Raw genomic sequence first — 13,591 nt, 5'->3', positions numbered from 1 at the left:
CCCTGTCTGCACAAATTCGCTGGAGCCAGCGGACCGGGCCGCATACCGTGGCCCGGTCCACGGCTGACGCGGCGTCGTCGCCCGTGCGGGCGGCAGCGCGATGGGGAGGGAAGAGAACAGTGGAGTACAGCGGATGGGCCGACGAGCGGTTCGGGGCGGTCGCGGACGCGTTCGCCCGGAACTTCGCCGAGCACGGCGAACTCGGCGCGGCCGTAACCGTGTTCGCCGGCGGACGCAAGGTCGTCGACCTGTGGGGCGGGATCGCGGACGAGCGCGACGGCCGGCCCTGGACCGAGGACACGATCGCGCCGGTCTTCTCCTGCGCCAAGGGCCTCGTCAGCATCTGCGCCCACCTGCTCGCACAGGAGGGGCGGCTGGACCTCGACGCCCCGGTGGCCCGCTACTGGCCCGAGTTCGCGCGGAACGGCAAGGAGGCGATCACGCCGCGGATGGTGCTCGGGCACCGCGCCGGCCTCCCCGCGCTCGACCGCGTGCTGAGCTTCGAGGAGATCACCGAGTGGACCCCGGTGGTCCACGCGATCGAGGAGCAGCAGCCGCTGTGGGAGCCGGGTGCGGCCCACGAGTACCACGGGCACGTCTTCGGCTTCCTGATCGGCGAGCTCATCCGGCGGATCACCGGGCTCACCCCGGGTGCCTACTTCCGCAAGACCGTCGGTGACGTGCTGGGGCTGCGGACCTGGATCGGCCTGCCGCAGGACGAACTCGAGCGGCTGGCCCGGCTGGCCGAGGCCGAGGGGCGTCCGCCGATGCCCGGCCCCGAGACCCTGATCATGCGCATCGTGACCATGAACGGCGCACTCGTCTTCCCCGGCCTCGACCAGCCCCGCGGCTGGAACGACCCCGCGCTGCTCACCGCCGAGTTCCCCGGGGCGGGCGCGGTCTCCTCCGCGAGCGGCCTGGCCGCGCTGTACGCCGCCGCCGCGACCGGAGTCGACGGCTCGGCCCGGCTGCTCACGACGGACACCGTCACGGACGCGTTGCGGGAGCTGTCGGCCGGCCCCTCCTGGTCGGGCTTCCCTGACCTGGGCGCCCGCTGGGGTGCGGGCTTCCTGCTGGACGCACCCCGGTTCCGGCCCATGCTCGGCCCGCGCAGCTTCGGCAACGACGGCGCGGGCGGCCAGTTCGCCTTCGGGGACGACGAGTTCGGGGTGGGCTTCGGCTACGTCGCCAACCGGATGGTCGGCTACGGTGACGCCCGGGCCAAGCAGCTCGTCGCGGCCGTACGGGAGTGCCTGGGCTGAGGCGTACGGCCCTCGCCGGCCCCCGAGGACCGGCGAGGGACCGCCTGTTGAGCCCGTCGATCCGATACGTCCCGGACGAGCCCGGATCAGAAGGGCTTGGTCGGCAGGTACTTGCCGTCGAGCGTGATCACCGCACGCTCGCCGCCCTCGGGGTCGGCGACCTTCTTCACGTCCAGCTTGAAGTTGATCGCCGAGATGATGCCGTCGCCGAACTGCTCGTGGACCAGGGCCTTGAGGGTGGTGCCGTAGACCTGGAGCATCTCGTAGAAGCGGTAGATGGTCGGGTCGGTCGGGATGCCGCCGGGGATCGAGCCACGGGTGGGGACGGTCCGCAGCAGCATCACCGCGTCCTCGTCCAGGCCCAGCAGCTCGGCGACGGCCCGGGCGGACTCCTCCGGCAGGGCGTGCTGGCCGAGCACGGCGGCGGTGGTGAAGGCGACCGACAGACCGGCGGTGTCGGCGATCTGCTGCCAGGTCAGGTCCCGGCGGATCTTGGCCTCGACGGCGACGACGGCCAGCGCTTGGCGGGCGGCGGGGTCGAACTGTGCGTGCACCATGGGAAGTTGGTCCTTTCTGGTATGCCGGTCCGCGGGCCGGAGCGGCAGGTTCGGGTGCCCCGCGAGACGGGACTGCCCCTGATCACGGGGAGGGCGGGAGTCAGGCCGCCAGGCCGGGGACACCGTCGGCGTCGAGGACGGCGACCGCGCCGGTGGGGATGTCGTAGACCCAGCCGTGCAGGGTGACCTTCCGCTCCGCCAGGGCGCGGGCCACCGACGGGTGGGTGGCCAGATTCACCAGCTGCGCGCGGACGTTGGCGCGCACCAGCGCGTCCACCCCGGCACCGGCGGCGCGGGCCAGGGCGGCGTCCGCGTGGCGCAGCCAGCCGACGATCGCCGGCAGGGCGCCCAGGTCATGGCCTTCGGCCAGGGCGGTCATCGCGCCGCAGGCGGAGTGCCCGCAGACGACGATGTCCATGACGCCCAGGACGGCGAGGGCGTACTCGATGCCGGCCGCGACGCCGTCCGGGCCGGGCGCATGAGCCGGGACGAGGTTGCCGGCGGTGCGGATGACGAACAGTTCGCCCGGCTCGCTGCCGGTGATCAGCTCCGGCACCACGCGGGCGTCGGAGCAGCCGATGAACAGCGTCGTCGGCCGGTGGGTGTCCGCCAGGCGGGCGAAGAGCTCCGCCTTGGCCGGGAAGACCTCGCGCCTAAAGCGCGCGAGTCCTGCTGCCAGGTCTGGCACGGTCACTCCCTTCGGTGGGCGCCGCCCTGTGGGGCCGGCTGAATCCACCATGCACGACCTGTTGCTATAGCGTCCAAGACTTGCTGTCGATAGATACCAGTGATGTCATCTATGGTTGACGCATGGCCCTGGAACTGCGTCATCTGCGCTATCTGCTCGCCGTCGCGGAACACGGCAACTTCACCCGCGCCGCCGAAGAGCTGCACATCTCCCAGCCCACCCTCTCCCAGCAGATCAGGCAGCTGGAACGCACCGTCGGCGTACAGCTGCTGGACCGCACCGGCCGCACCGTACGGCCCACCGACGCCGGCGCCGCCTACCTCCACTACGCCCGCCGCGCCCTGCGCGACCTGGCCGCCGCCGAGCGCGCCCTCCACGACGTGCAGGACCTCTCCCGCGGCCACCTGCGCCTCGCGCTCACCCCCACGTTCACCGCCTACCTGGTTGGTCCGCTCACCGCCGAACTGCACGGCCGCCACCCCGGCATCACCCTGGAGATCAGGGAGATGACCCAGGACCGCATCGAGTCGGCGCTGCTCTCCGACGACCTCGACCTCGGCATCGCCTTCGACGGCCCCCACCTGCCGGGCATCGCCCAGGCCGCCCTGTTCACCGAGACCCTCAGCCTCGTGACCGGCCCGCGCCCCGACGCCCGCCCGGCCGCACCACTGTCCGTCCACGAGCTGACTGACTACCAACTTGCCCTGCTGAGCGGCGACTTCGCCACCCGCAGCCACATCGACGCCTACTTCGACCGCCACCGGGTCAGCCCCCGTATCGCCGTCGAGGCCAACTCCATCCAGGCCCTCACCGAGATCGTCCAGCGCACACCGATGGCCACCGTCCTGCCCGACGCGGTCACCCACGACCACCCCCACCTGGCGCCCGTCCCCCTCGAACCCGCCCTGCCCGCGCGGACCGTCGCCCTGCTACGCCGCGAGAACGCCTACCAGAGCGCCGCCGCCCGTACCTTCACCCGCCTCACCGAGGACCTGGTCCGCGCCCGCGGCTACGCCCCGGCCTGACCGTCGCACCCCGCTGGGCTCACCCCGCGACTCGGCCCTGGCCCGAGCCGCCGGCCGCCGGTCGCCGCTCTCAACGGCAGCTACACCACCGCTGTTCAGGCGGTCCGCACGGGGCCCAGCCGACCACATCCACCATGCCCGGTGTGATCTGCGTCTCTCCATGTCAACCAGACCCGCGCGGCCGAACGTAGGGAGTTCGAGTAGCCGATCTTTCAAGGAGCCGACCGTTGACCGAGGAGGAGTTCACCGGGTTCTACACACACTCGGTCCGCCGGCTCACCGGCCAGCTGTATCTGATGACCGGTGACCTGCACGAGGCGCAGGACGTCGTGCAGGAAGCGTTCATGCGGGCGTGGAGCCGGCGCAAGCGGCTGGACCGCGAGGCGGCACCGGAGGCCTGGGTCCGTACGGTGGCCTGGCGGCTGGCGGTCAGTCGCTGGCGGCGCACACGGACCGCGGCCCAGGCCTGGCTGCGCCACGGCGACGCCCCGCAGGTCGCCGGCCCCGTCCCGGACACCGTCGACCTGACCGCCGCGCTGCAGCGGCTCCCGCCCAGGCAACGCCTGTGCGCCGCCCTGTTCTACGTCTGCGACCTGCCCGTGGCGCAGATCGCCACGGAGACCGGGATGGCCACCGGCACCGTCAAGGCCCACCTGTCCCGAGCACGGGCCGCCCTGGCCCAGCACCTGGGCGAACCCTCCCACACCGAGGAGAACGCCGATGACTCCCAGTGATGAGCGCGTCGCCGCCCTGCTGCGCGCTGCCGCGGCGGAGGCCGCCGCGCGGACCGAGGTCGTCCCCGCGGCGCGGATCGCCGCCTTCGGCAGAAGGCGTCACCGGCGACGGGTGGCCGCCGCCATGGCCGGCGCCGCCTGCCTGTGCACCGCCGCCGCGGTCCTGACGATCTCCCTCACCCCCGGCGGCAATCCCGTCCGCACCGTCAACCCCATTGCTCCGGCCGGGACTTCACCCTCCACCGGGACCGCCTTCCCCAGCCCCACTCCGACGGAGCAGGCCAGCGCGAACCCGAGCCCTCCCTCTCCGTCCCGCACCGCCACACCGACACAGCCGGGCGGATCAACGCCCTCCCGCGAGCCCTCGATCTCCAGCCCGCCCCCGACCACCAGCCTGCCCCCGATCTCCAGCCCGCCCCCGACCACCAGCCCGCCCCCGACCACCAGCCCGCCCCCGACCACCAGTCCCACCGCCGGCATCCCACCGCGCTGACCCGCCCCGGCGGCCCCGAACCCCTCCGACGAACCAGGACGTTCATGCCCAGTCCGTCCCTGCACGACCATGTCCGCCTGACCGGCCGGCTCCCGGCACCGGCCATCGCCGCACCGCCAGCCGCGCCCCCGGCCGCACCGCGCAGGGCCGACCCGGCCCGTACCCCGCTGGGACCCGCCGCGCCGCGGCGGGCCTGGTACGCGGCCCGGCCCGCCCTCGCCGTGTACACGGCGGCACTCGTGCTGCACCTGGTACTGCTGTCCGCCATGATCCCCCCGCACGGGCCCGCGGTCAGCGACCGGCTCCAGGCGTGGGACGGACGGCTCTACACCCAGATAGCCGCCGAGGGTTACCCGCACGGCTTCACCTACACCCCGGACGGCGAACTCACCGGCAACAACCTGGCGTTCTTCCCGCTCTACCCGCTGGCGGTCCGCGCCGTTCACGCCGTGACCGGCCTCGGCTGGGGCACAGCGGCGATCGTCGCCGCCCAACTGGCCACCATCGCCGCGCTGTTGATCGTGCACCAACTCCTGACCCGCTTGTACACCCGGCGCACCGCCACCGTGGGCATCGTTCTGCTCGCCGCTGCGCAGCCCATGTCGATCACGTTCTTCATGGCCTACAGCGAGTCCCTGTTCCTCGCCCTCGCCGCGGCCACCCTCCTCGCCGCCCACCGCCGGGCCTGGCTCACCGCCGGCTGCTGCGCCTTCCTGACCGGCCTGACCCGGCCCGTCGGCGTCGCCGTCGTCGCCGCCCTCGCCCTGGCCGCCCTCATCCAGCTGCGCCGCGAGCGGCGGCTCTCCTGGCGGCCCATCGCCGCCACCCTGCTGGCCTGCACCAGCACCCCGGGCTATCTGTGGTGGGTCGCGGAGCGCGTCGGCCCGGTCGACGCCTGGTTCACCATCCAGGAAGCCGGCTGGGGAACCCACTGGGACCGGGGCAGCTCCCTGTGGCAGTTCCTCACCGAGACCCTGCACTCCGGCGAGGGCTGGGTCCCGGTCAGCGTCGCCGTGCTCCTGCTCGCCCATCTCCTCGCCGCACTGCTCGCCTGCCGGCGCACCACCTGGCCGCCCCTGCTCGTCCACGGCGCGGTGATCATCGTGCTCACCCTCGGGCAGAGCAACTACTACCACTGCAAGCTCCGCCTGCTCACCCCCGCCCTGATCTTCCTCATCCCCACCGCCACCGCACTCGCCAAGGCTCGCCCCGCCACCCGCGCCCTCGTCCTGGCCGCCTCGGCGCTGTTCGGCTGCTGGTACGGCGCCTACATGCTCACCACTTGGCACTATGCGATCTGAGCGGGCGGGGGCTTCCTCGCGCCGCAGGCGTACGACCGCGTGTTGCGGACCGCGTCCGGACGTCTCGTAGCGGCCGTCCGGCGCGTCACGAGGCGGGGCAGAACTCCGCCGACAGCTCGTCGGTGAACACCGTGATCGGCCCACTGCCCTTCACCCAGTCGCCGTTGACGTTGGTGGCGAGCAGGTGCCGGCCGTCCCGGGTGCCGTAGGTGTAGCTCCACGAGCCGTTGATGGCACCGCCCATGCCCCAGACGGTGGCGCCGCAGTCCAGCTTGATCGAGCTGACGCCCAGGCCGTAGGTCGCGTTGTCGATCCACTTGCCCTTGGGCGTCGGGATCATCGTGAACATCTCCTCCTGCTGGGCGGGCGGCAACAGCCGTCCGCCCAGCAGCGCGCCGAAGAAGGTGGCGAGGTCGGGGGCGGTGGAGATCATGTCGCCGGACGCCCAGCCCCAGGACGGGCTCAGCTCGGTGACGTCGTAGGCGGGGGCGTTCGGGTCGAGGTCCCAGAGGTGGGAGTACCCGCGTCCGTGCGGCCCGTGGATGGTGACGTCGTCGGGGGCGGGCGTGTAGGTGCCGGTCAGGCCGAGCGGAGTGACGATCCGCCGCTCGATCTGCTCGGCGAGGGTGCTGCCGGTGGCCCGTTCGACGATCATCCCGGCGAGGACGTAGTTGGTGTCGGAGTACGTCCAGCCGGCACCGGGGGCGAAGTCGGGCTGGTGGGCCATGGCGATCCGGACGAGCTCCTCGGGGGTGTAGCGGTCGAAGCGGTGCTGCAGGAAGGGGGTGCCCTTGTTCTCGTCGATGACCTTCTCGTCCACCGCGAAGTTGTAGATGCCGCTGGTGTGGTTGAGCAGTTGTCGGACGGTGATCCGGTCGGGCTCGTAACCGGGGCCGTCGACGACGCCGGGCAACCAGTGCTCGACGCTGTCGTCGAGGCTCAGCCGGCCCTCGGCGGCGAGCTGGAGCAGGACAGTGGCCACGAAGGTCTTGGTGGTGCTGCCGATCCGGAACCGGTCGTGCGCGTGGCGGGCCCGCCCGGTGGCGGTGTCGGCGACGCCGGCGCTGCCGAACCAGTTGCGGTGGCCGTCCCGGACCTCGGCGACGATGCCGGGCACTCCGCCTTCCGTCACGGCCCGGTCGAGGACGGTCTGCACGCCCGGGTGGCCGCCCTGCTCGGCCTGATCGGCGAACGCCGGCGTGGCGGCGGTGGCGGTGAGCACGGCCCCGGCGAGCAGGGCGGTGACGGTGGCGCGGGTGGTGATCCTCATGGCGTGTTCCCCCTTGGTTGTGTTTCGCGTTCCGGGAAGAACTGTCCCGTGGATTCACAAGTCCGTCAACATCAACTCTGCGCCTGTACTGCAGATCTGCAGATAGAGGCATGGATTTCCTTGCAATGGGCCTGCTGGCAAATGCAACACCAACCCATCTCCATTGCAACAACCTCCATGCCGGACGGATACTGTCCTGGCGATCGCGAGGAAACGAGGACGGATGCCCGGAGCCAGACTGACCCAGCAGGACCGCCGCCGGATCGCCACCGGCCTGGCCGAGGGACTCGGCTACGGCGAGATCGCCCGCGGCCTCGGGCGGCCGACATCGACCGTCACCCGCGAGATCGCCCGCAACGGCGGTCCGTCCGGCTACCGCGCCGACCACGCCCAGCGCGCGACCGTCCAGCGCTCCCGCCGCAGCCATACCACGGCGGCCTCGCACACGGCCGTCGCAGCCCCTGGCGCCGCAGACCGAGACCCTGCCGCCGTACGCGAATTCGCCGACCAACTGGCCGAGTTGCTGGTGCACAGCGGCATGCCCCGGATGGTGGCCCGGGTGCTCGCCTGCCTCCACGTCACCGACGACGGCAGCGTGACGGCCGGCGAACTGGTGCAACGGCTGCGGGTCAGCCCGGCCTCCGTCTCGAAGGCGATCGGCTACCTGGAGGGCCAGGCGCTGGTCCGCCGGGAGCGCGACGAACGGCAGCGCCGCGAGCGGTACGTCATCGACGACGACGTCTGGTACCGCGCTCTGCTGGCCAGCGCCGAACGGAACGCGATGCTCGCCGGAATCGCCCGCCACGGCGCCGAACTGCTCGGCCCCGCCACGCCCGCTGGCGCCCGGATGGACGGCGCGGCCGCGTTGCTGGACCGGATCGGCCAGGACATCGTGCGGACCGTCCGGCAGTGGCACGAGGAGAGCGGCTCAGCCTCGTCCTGAAGCGACACATGTTCGGCCGCGCCGGCTTCACCCCTCTGCGCGAGCGCGTTCTTCGCTCCTAATATGCGGAACCGGCCGCCAGCTCCAGGAAGCGCAGCCCGATGTCGGTCACCTCGTCTGCCGTCCACTCCAGCGCCGGGCCGGTGAGACTCACCTCCGCCATCGCCAGGCCGGGTGCGGCATCGCTCCAGTGCGAGACGAACCAGGTCCGCTCCTGCTCGGCGAGGGCCAAGTGGGCCGCGTTCAGGGCCTTTGCGGGGTGCGGGAGCCAGAGCTGGAACTCGTGGGTGGGCGGGACGACGGGGTGGATCCGGGCACCGGGGAGCGCGGCCAGGGCCGGGGCGAGGGTCGCGGCGTGACGGGCGAAGGCGGGTAGCTCGGACAGGAGGGTATCCAGACCCGCCAGCGCGGCAAGCGCGGCCGGCCACTGCTGGAAGAGCGTGCCGCCGTAGCGGTGGCGCCAGGTGCGGGCGTAGGCGGTGAGCGCCGCGTCGCCGGCCAGTGCAGCACCGCTGATGCCGCGGAGGTCCTTGTAGAAGGAAACGTAGACGCTGTCGGCGAGCGCCGATATCTCGTCAAGCGGCTTGCCGAAATGGGTTGTCGTGTTCCACAGTCGGGCACCGTCGAAGTGCACCCGGGCACCGGTCGCGCGGGCCGCCTCGGTGAGCTCGACCAACTCTTCCCAGCTCGGCAGCAGATAGCCGGGGTCGCGCAGCGGGAGTTCGACCGCCAGGGTGCCGAACGGCTCGCCCAGCGCGCCGAGTTCCTCGGTGGTCGGCTGCCGCTGCTCGGTGGTGGGCCACAGGCCGCGCAGACCGGTGAGCTGGGCGTAGGCGTGCCGCTCGTGCCGCTCCAGATGGCTGAGCGGGTGGAGTGCGACGGCCGAACGGCCGGTCAGCTCCGCGCCGTAGCGCAGCGCGACCTGCTGGGCCATGGTGCCGGTGGGGAAGAAGACCGCGTCCTCCTTGCCCAGCAGCGCGGCGGTCCGCTCCTCCAGCTGCTGCACCGGGCCGTCGCCGCCGTAGATGTCGGGCTCGACGTCCAGCCCGTCCAGGGCGGCGAGTTCGGTCAGCCGCTCCCGGATGCTGGCGGAACGCTCGCCGGAGAGAAACCGCTTGCAGGCCCTGCGGGCCGCGCGGCGCCGCTGTTGATCATTGGCAGTGCTCTGATCATCGCTCACCCGGCGATTCTCGGCTCGACAGGTCAGCCGGGCCAAACACTTTTCGCAGGCGAAGACCCCTGGGCTGACCCCGGTCGTGCAGGCAGAACCTGAGCGGGATCCGGCCGACATGGGCGGCGGCACGGGAGGAGTGGGACACCTGGTTCCCCGGCGCCCCACCCCCGCCGACATTACGGATCGCGAACTCGCGGAGCGGCGGTGGCCCGGCAGCGGGTCTACCGGGCCACCTTCCGCTCACCGGGCGTCGGTGCGCCTTTCGAGGCGGGTGCCGTCGCGAAGGGTGATCGACATCAGGTCGCTGGGACCGTCCAGTTCCAGGCGGTGCCAGCGACCGCGGGGGACGATCACGGCGCTGCCCGCCGGCAGTCGCACCATCTCCTCCGCGCCCGGGCCATCAACGATGCCCTCGGCTACCGGCCGACCCACCGGTCGCTCGGGTACCAGCTCGACCTCTAGCCGACGACCTGTAGCCGACGACGCGGCCGGGGCGCCCCATTCTCCCGTTCGGGCGCCCCGGCCTGCCGCGCGATCGTCGACACACTCGGCAGTCCGCCGCCCCGGCCCCGATCCGGCGGGCTCGCGATCCGCTGCGGACGGCCCGTCGCCCCCGCCGGGTCTCGGTCACCGATCAAACGATTGACCTGCTCATCGGGGCCGTGGTGGGATTCCGGGGCTGATGGGGCAGACGGGATCACCGGGGGTGTTCGAGTGCGGGACCTGGTCGTGGGGGTGGGGGCGAGCCGGGGGGTGGCGGCCGGCGAGGTGCTCGGCCTGATCGACGCCGTCTTGGCCGAGACCGGCCTCGGACGTGACCGGATCGCCCAACTGGCCACCGTACGCGGCAAGGCCGAGGAGCCCGGCCTGCTGACGGCGGCCCGGGAGTTGCGGGTGCCGCTGGTCGGCCATGAGGCCGAGGCGCTGGCCGCCGTCCCCGTTCCGCATCCGTCCTCCTCCGTGCTGGCCGCGGCCGGTACGCCGAGCGTCGCGGAGGCGGCAGCCCTGCTCTCCGCGCCCGACGGCGAACTGCTGGTCCCCAAGCGCAAGTCCGCCCGGGCCACCGCGGCGGTCGTCCGACAGTCCTCGCCGCGAGCCACCCCACCGCCCCCTTCCGCCAGGAGCCACGACGTGATGACCATCGAGCCCGATCTCCGCCACCACGGCGACGCCGAGGTGCGAAGCGCCGGACTGGTCGACCTGGCCGTCAACGTCCGTACCGGCACGCCGCCGTCCTGGCTCCGCGAGCGGCTGGCCGCCACCCTCGGCGATCTCGCGGCCTACCCCGAGCAGAGCGCGGCCCGGGCCGCCGTCGCCGCCCGGCACCGGCGGCCGGTGGACGAGGTGCTGCTGACCTCGGGTGCGGCCGAGGCTTTCGTCCTGCTCGCCCGCGTCCTGAAACCGCGCCATGCCGCGGTCGTGCACCCTCAGTTCACCGAACCGGAGGCCGCCCTGCGCGACGCCGGGATCACCGTCCACCGGGCGGTCCTCTCGCCCGCCGAGGGGTTCCGGCTCACGCCGGGTGCGGTGCCCGAGGAGGCCGACCTGGTGGTGCTCGGCAATCCGACCAATCCGACATCCGTGCTCCACCCGGCCGCCGGAGTGGCCGCGCTCGCCCGGCCCGGGCGGACGCTGGTGGTCGACGAGGCGTTCATGGACACCGTCCCGGGTGAGACCGAGTCGCTGGCCGGGCCCGGGTTCCGCGACCTGCCCGGCCGCGTGGTGGTGCTGCGCAGTCTGACCAAGACCTGGGGGCTGGCGGGACTGCGGATCGGTTATGTGCTCGGCCCGGCCGGCCTGGTCGCCGAACTCGCCGCCGCCCAGCCGCTCTGGCCGGTCTCCACTCCCGCGCTGGTCGCCGCCGAGGTGTGCAGCGCGCCCGCCGCGCTCGCCGAGGCCGAGCAGGCCGCGCGCACCACCGCCGAGCAGCGCACCCACCTGCTGGGGGGCCTCGCCGCGTTCCCCGGCGTCCGGGTGCACGGCGAGCCGGCCGCCTCCTTCGTGCTGATCGAACTGCCCGGCGCGGCGGCGGTCCGCGAACGGCTGCGCGCGGCCGCCTTCGCGGTGCGGCGCGGCGACACCTTCCCCGGCCTCGGTCCCGACTGGCTGCGGATCGCGGTACGGGACGAGGCCACCACCGACCGCTTCCTCGCCGCGCTCGCCACCGCCATCGAGGGCTGAGGGCCGTGCGGCGGATCGCCGACTGACGTCAACCGCCGTCACCTCTCGGCCACTTCGGCGGGCGTCGCGCCCCGGGTGGCCGTGGCGTCACGCCGGGGCGGGCCGCCAGGCACGGGCGGCGGCGATCCGCCGGGTGGCGCTGGGGTGGGTGGCGAAGAGGAGTTCCAGCAGCCGGGGCGGGTCGACGTCGGAGACGTTGGTGACCGCGAGGCGGCGCTGCATGGCGATGAACTGCTCGGGGTCCGAAGTGAGTTCGAGCGCGTGCCGGTCGGCCCGGGTCTCGACCCGGCGGCTCACCGCGCACTGCAGCGGCCCGGCTGCGGCACCGATCAGCGCGGCACAGGCAGCCAGCAGCGGCAGCGAACGCGGGTCGGCCGCGTCCGCGGCGCCGGCGGCCGTGAGCAGCACGGACCGGTCGGCGAGCAGCCCCATCAGGGCGACCGCGACGGCCGCGCCCAGCGCGCCCAGGACCGTCCCGGTGAGCACGTCCCGGTGTTTGACGTGTCCCAGCTCATGGGCCACCACCAGCTCGACCTCGCGTGGCTCGGCGGCGGACAGGAGCGTGTCGTAGGCGACGATCCGCCGGGTGGCGCCGAAGCCGGAGACGTACGCGTTGAGGGCGGTGGTGCGGCGGGAGGCGTCGGCGACCAGCACCTCCTTGACCCGGATCGCGTCGCGAGCGGCCAGGTCGAGCAGAGCGGTGCGGAGCGGGCCCTCCGGCATCGGGGTGAAGCGGTTGAAGACCGGTTCGATCAGCAGCGGATACAGGAAGGACAGGGTGGTGGTGAGCAGCGCGGCGAAACCGGCGGCGGGCAGCCACCAGCCGTGCGGGGAGCGATCGGTGAGCGCGTACAGCCCGTACACCACCGGCAGTCCGAGCAGCAGGGTGAGCCCGAGCCCGCGCAGCGCGTCCACGGCCCAGCCGGCCCAGCCCTGGGTGACCAGGCCGTAGCGGCGCCGTACCACCCGGACCCCGGCGCCGAACGGGAGTTGCAGCAGCTGCCCGATCAGCACCAGGGCGGCGGCGCCGGCCAGCACCCGCGCGGTGCGCGAGCCGCCTAGGACTGAGCCCGCCGCCGTGACCAGTCCGGCTCCGGCCGGGGTGAGGCCGAGGGCGAGGGTGCAGAGCAGCCCGGCGATCCGGCCGCCGAGGGCCCACGGCAGCTGGGCGCGGCGCAGTTCCCGGCCTCGGGCCACCTGCTCCGGAGTGAAGTCGTCCATGGCGCAAGCGTAGAAGCGCCGGGTGCCGTAGCGGAGGGTGTCCCTGGCCGGAGGCTGTCCCGGGGCCGGTGGCGGGTTACAGCTCGGCGAGGAGGAGCGGGAGTTCGCGCATGTCGTGGAAGACGACGGTGCCGGGGCCTTCCAGCCAGTCGGCGGGGGTGAGCCCTCCGGCGTAGCCGAGCGAGCGCATGCCGGCGGCGCGGGCCGCCTCGACGCCGTACCGGCTGTCCTCGACCACGACGCACGCCGCGGGGTCGACGCCCGACTGCCGGGCGGCGTGCAGGAACAGGTCCGGGGCCGGCTTGCCGCGGGAGACCTCGGTGGCGCTGAAGACGCGGCCCGCGAAGCGCTCGTAGAGGCCGGTGTGGCCGAGGGTGTGGCGCATCTTCTCGTGGGAGCCGCTGGAGGCGACGCACACCGGCAGGGTGATCTCCTCGAGCGCCTCGGGCAGCCCCTCGACCGGGGAGAGTCCGGCGTCCACCGCCTCCCGGTGCAGTTCCACGAACCGCTCCTCCCAGGTGTCGGCCGTCTCCCGGCCGAGCCGGTCGGCGATCTGCTCGCCGATGGACCGGCTCGAGCGTCCGACGAACCGGCTGATCACCTCGGCTTCGGTCAGCGGCCAGCCCAGCTCCGCGCCCAGGGTGACGTGCACGCGCACGGCGATGCGCTCGCTGTCGACCAGCACCCCGTCGCAGTCGAAGATGACGAGTTCAATCGGCTTGATCATTCCCGCAGGATAGGG

At 73.1% G+C, this 13,591-nt stretch carries 13 protein-coding genes and 1 pseudogene; 7 read left to right on the top strand and 7 right to left on the bottom strand.

Annotated elements, in window-relative coordinates; genetic code table 11:
* Positions 1-119 precede the first annotated feature (119 nt).
* Positions 120-1,262: a serine hydrolase domain-containing protein gene (locus ABD369_RS06975; protein ID WP_344635340.1), complete on the top strand. Its 1,143-nt coding sequence runs from the start codon at positions 120-122 to the stop codon at positions 1,260-1,262.
* An 86-nt stretch (positions 1,263-1,348) separates the two neighbouring features.
* Here the strand turns inward: ABD369_RS06975 and cynS are convergent, their stop codons facing one another.
* Together cynS and ABD369_RS06965 are read right to left on the bottom strand one after the other, a co-directional pair.
* Positions 1,349-1,819, bottom strand: coding sequence for a cyanase (cynS, locus tag ABD369_RS06970; protein WP_344635339.1), 471 nt, complete (start codon positions 1,817-1,819; stop codon positions 1,349-1,351).
* Positions 1,820-1,919: 100 nt separating this feature from the next.
* Positions 1,920-2,507 carry a carbonic anhydrase gene (locus ABD369_RS06965; RefSeq protein WP_344635338.1) on the bottom strand — a complete coding sequence of 196 codons (588 nt, stop codon included), beginning with the start codon at positions 2,505-2,507 and terminating at the stop codon, positions 1,920-1,922.
* Positions 2,508-2,629: 122 nt separating this feature from the next.
* On the opposite strand from ABD369_RS06965, the gene cynR reads away from it, so the two are divergent.
* The 4 genes from cynR to ABD369_RS06945 all read left to right on the top strand — a co-directional run bounded on the left by cynR (position 2,630) and on the right by ABD369_RS06945 (position 6,060).
* Entirely contained in the window at positions 2,630-3,532 is a 903-nt protein-coding gene (gene cynR / locus ABD369_RS06960) for a transcriptional regulator CynR (RefSeq protein ID WP_344635337.1), read from the top strand.
* A 227-nt stretch (positions 3,533-3,759) separates the two neighbouring features.
* Positions 3,760-4,266, top strand: a complete 507-nt coding sequence (locus ABD369_RS06955) for a SigE family RNA polymerase sigma factor (RefSeq protein ID WP_344635336.1) — start codon at positions 3,760-3,762, stop codon at positions 4,264-4,266.
* On the top strand, positions 4,253-4,759 hold the full coding sequence (locus ABD369_RS06950) for a hypothetical protein (protein ID WP_344635335.1): 507 nt from the start codon (positions 4,253-4,255) through the stop codon (positions 4,757-4,759). Before ABD369_RS06955 ends, ABD369_RS06950 begins: the two co-directional genes overlap by 14 nt.
* A gap of 44 nt (positions 4,760-4,803) precedes the next feature.
* Positions 4,804-6,060, top strand: coding sequence for a hypothetical protein (locus tag ABD369_RS06945; RefSeq protein ID WP_344635334.1), 1,257 nt, complete (start codon positions 4,804-4,806; stop codon positions 6,058-6,060).
* A gap of 85 nt (positions 6,061-6,145) precedes the next feature.
* Here ABD369_RS06945 and ABD369_RS06940 read toward each other — a convergent pair whose 3' ends face one another.
* The gene (locus ABD369_RS06940; protein WP_344635333.1) at positions 6,146-7,330 is read right to left on the bottom strand and encodes a serine hydrolase domain-containing protein; all 1,185 of its coding nucleotides are present in this window, start codon (positions 7,328-7,330) and stop codon (positions 6,146-6,148) included.
* A 223-nt stretch (positions 7,331-7,553) separates the two neighbouring features.
* On the opposite strand from ABD369_RS06940, the gene ABD369_RS06935 reads away from it, so the two are divergent.
* Positions 7,554-8,273, top strand: a complete 720-nt coding sequence (locus ABD369_RS06935; RefSeq protein WP_344635332.1) for a GbsR/MarR family transcriptional regulator — start codon at positions 7,554-7,556, stop codon at positions 8,271-8,273.
* A gap of 58 nt (positions 8,274-8,331) precedes the next feature.
* Here ABD369_RS06935 and ABD369_RS06930 read toward each other — a convergent pair whose 3' ends face one another.
* Positions 8,332-9,453, bottom strand: a complete 1,122-nt coding sequence (locus ABD369_RS06930) for a threonine aldolase family protein (RefSeq protein ID WP_344635331.1) — start codon at positions 9,451-9,453, stop codon at positions 8,332-8,334.
* 234 nt (positions 9,454-9,687) lie between these two features.
* Positions 9,688-9,840, bottom strand: a pseudogene (locus tag ABD369_RS06925) (cupin); the annotation flags it as partial.
* Positions 9,841-10,161: 321 nt separating this feature from the next.
* On the opposite strand from ABD369_RS06925, the gene cobC reads away from it, so the two are divergent.
* Complete coding sequence (cobC, locus tag ABD369_RS06920; protein ID WP_344635330.1) at positions 10,162-11,628, top strand: Rv2231c family histidinol phosphate aminotransferase CobC; 1,467 nt, start codon at positions 10,162-10,164, stop codon at positions 11,626-11,628.
* 87 nt (positions 11,629-11,715) lie between these two features.
* Here the strand turns inward: cobC and ABD369_RS06915 are convergent, their stop codons facing one another.
* Together ABD369_RS06915 and ABD369_RS06910 are read right to left on the bottom strand one after the other, a co-directional pair.
* A complete protein-coding gene (locus ABD369_RS06915; RefSeq protein ID WP_344635329.1) occupies positions 11,716-12,849 on the bottom strand; it encodes a M48 family metallopeptidase in 1,134 nt (377 codons plus the stop codon).
* Between the two features lie 76 nt (positions 12,850-12,925).
* Positions 12,926-13,576, bottom strand: coding sequence for an HAD family hydrolase (locus tag ABD369_RS06910; RefSeq protein ID WP_344635328.1), 651 nt, complete (start codon positions 13,574-13,576; stop codon positions 12,926-12,928).
* Positions 13,577-13,591 lie beyond the last annotated feature (15 nt).

It is taken from the genome of Kitasatospora cystarginea (genome assembly GCF_039533515.1).
GTDB classification, from domain to species: domain Bacteria; phylum Actinomycetota; class Actinomycetes; order Streptomycetales; family Streptomycetaceae; genus Kitasatospora; species Kitasatospora cystarginea.
Note: the sequence above shows the minus strand (reverse complement) of the source record. Positions and strands in the feature narration are given on the sequence as shown.

Bases quoted from the DNA above. Each gene is read 5' to 3' on its own strand.
- cynS (WP_344635339.1), bottom strand. From the start codon at position 1,819: ATGGTGCACGCACAGTTCGACCCCGCCGCCCGCCAAGCGCTGGCCGTC.
- cynR (WP_344635337.1), top strand. From the start codon at position 2,630: ATGGCCCTGGAACTGCGTCATCTGCGCTATCTGCTCGCCGTCGCGGAA.
- ABD369_RS06950 (WP_344635335.1), top strand. From the start codon at position 4,253: ATGACTCCCAGTGATGAGCGCGTCGCCGCCCTGCTGCGCGCTGCCGCG.
- ABD369_RS06945 (WP_344635334.1), top strand. From the start codon at position 4,804: ATGCCCAGTCCGTCCCTGCACGACCATGTCCGCCTGACCGGCCGGCTC.
- ABD369_RS06940 (WP_344635333.1), bottom strand. From the start codon at position 7,330: ATGAGGATCACCACCCGCGCCACCGTCACCGCCCTGCTCGCCGGGGCC.
- ABD369_RS06935 (WP_344635332.1), top strand. From the start codon at position 7,554: ATGCCCGGAGCCAGACTGACCCAGCAGGACCGCCGCCGGATCGCCACC.
- ABD369_RS06915 (WP_344635329.1), bottom strand. From the start codon at position 12,849: ATGGACGACTTCACTCCGGAGCAGGTGGCCCGAGGCCGGGAACTGCGC.
- ABD369_RS06910 (WP_344635328.1), bottom strand. From the start codon at position 13,576: ATGATCAAGCCGATTGAACTCGTCATCTTCGACTGCGACGGGGTGCTG.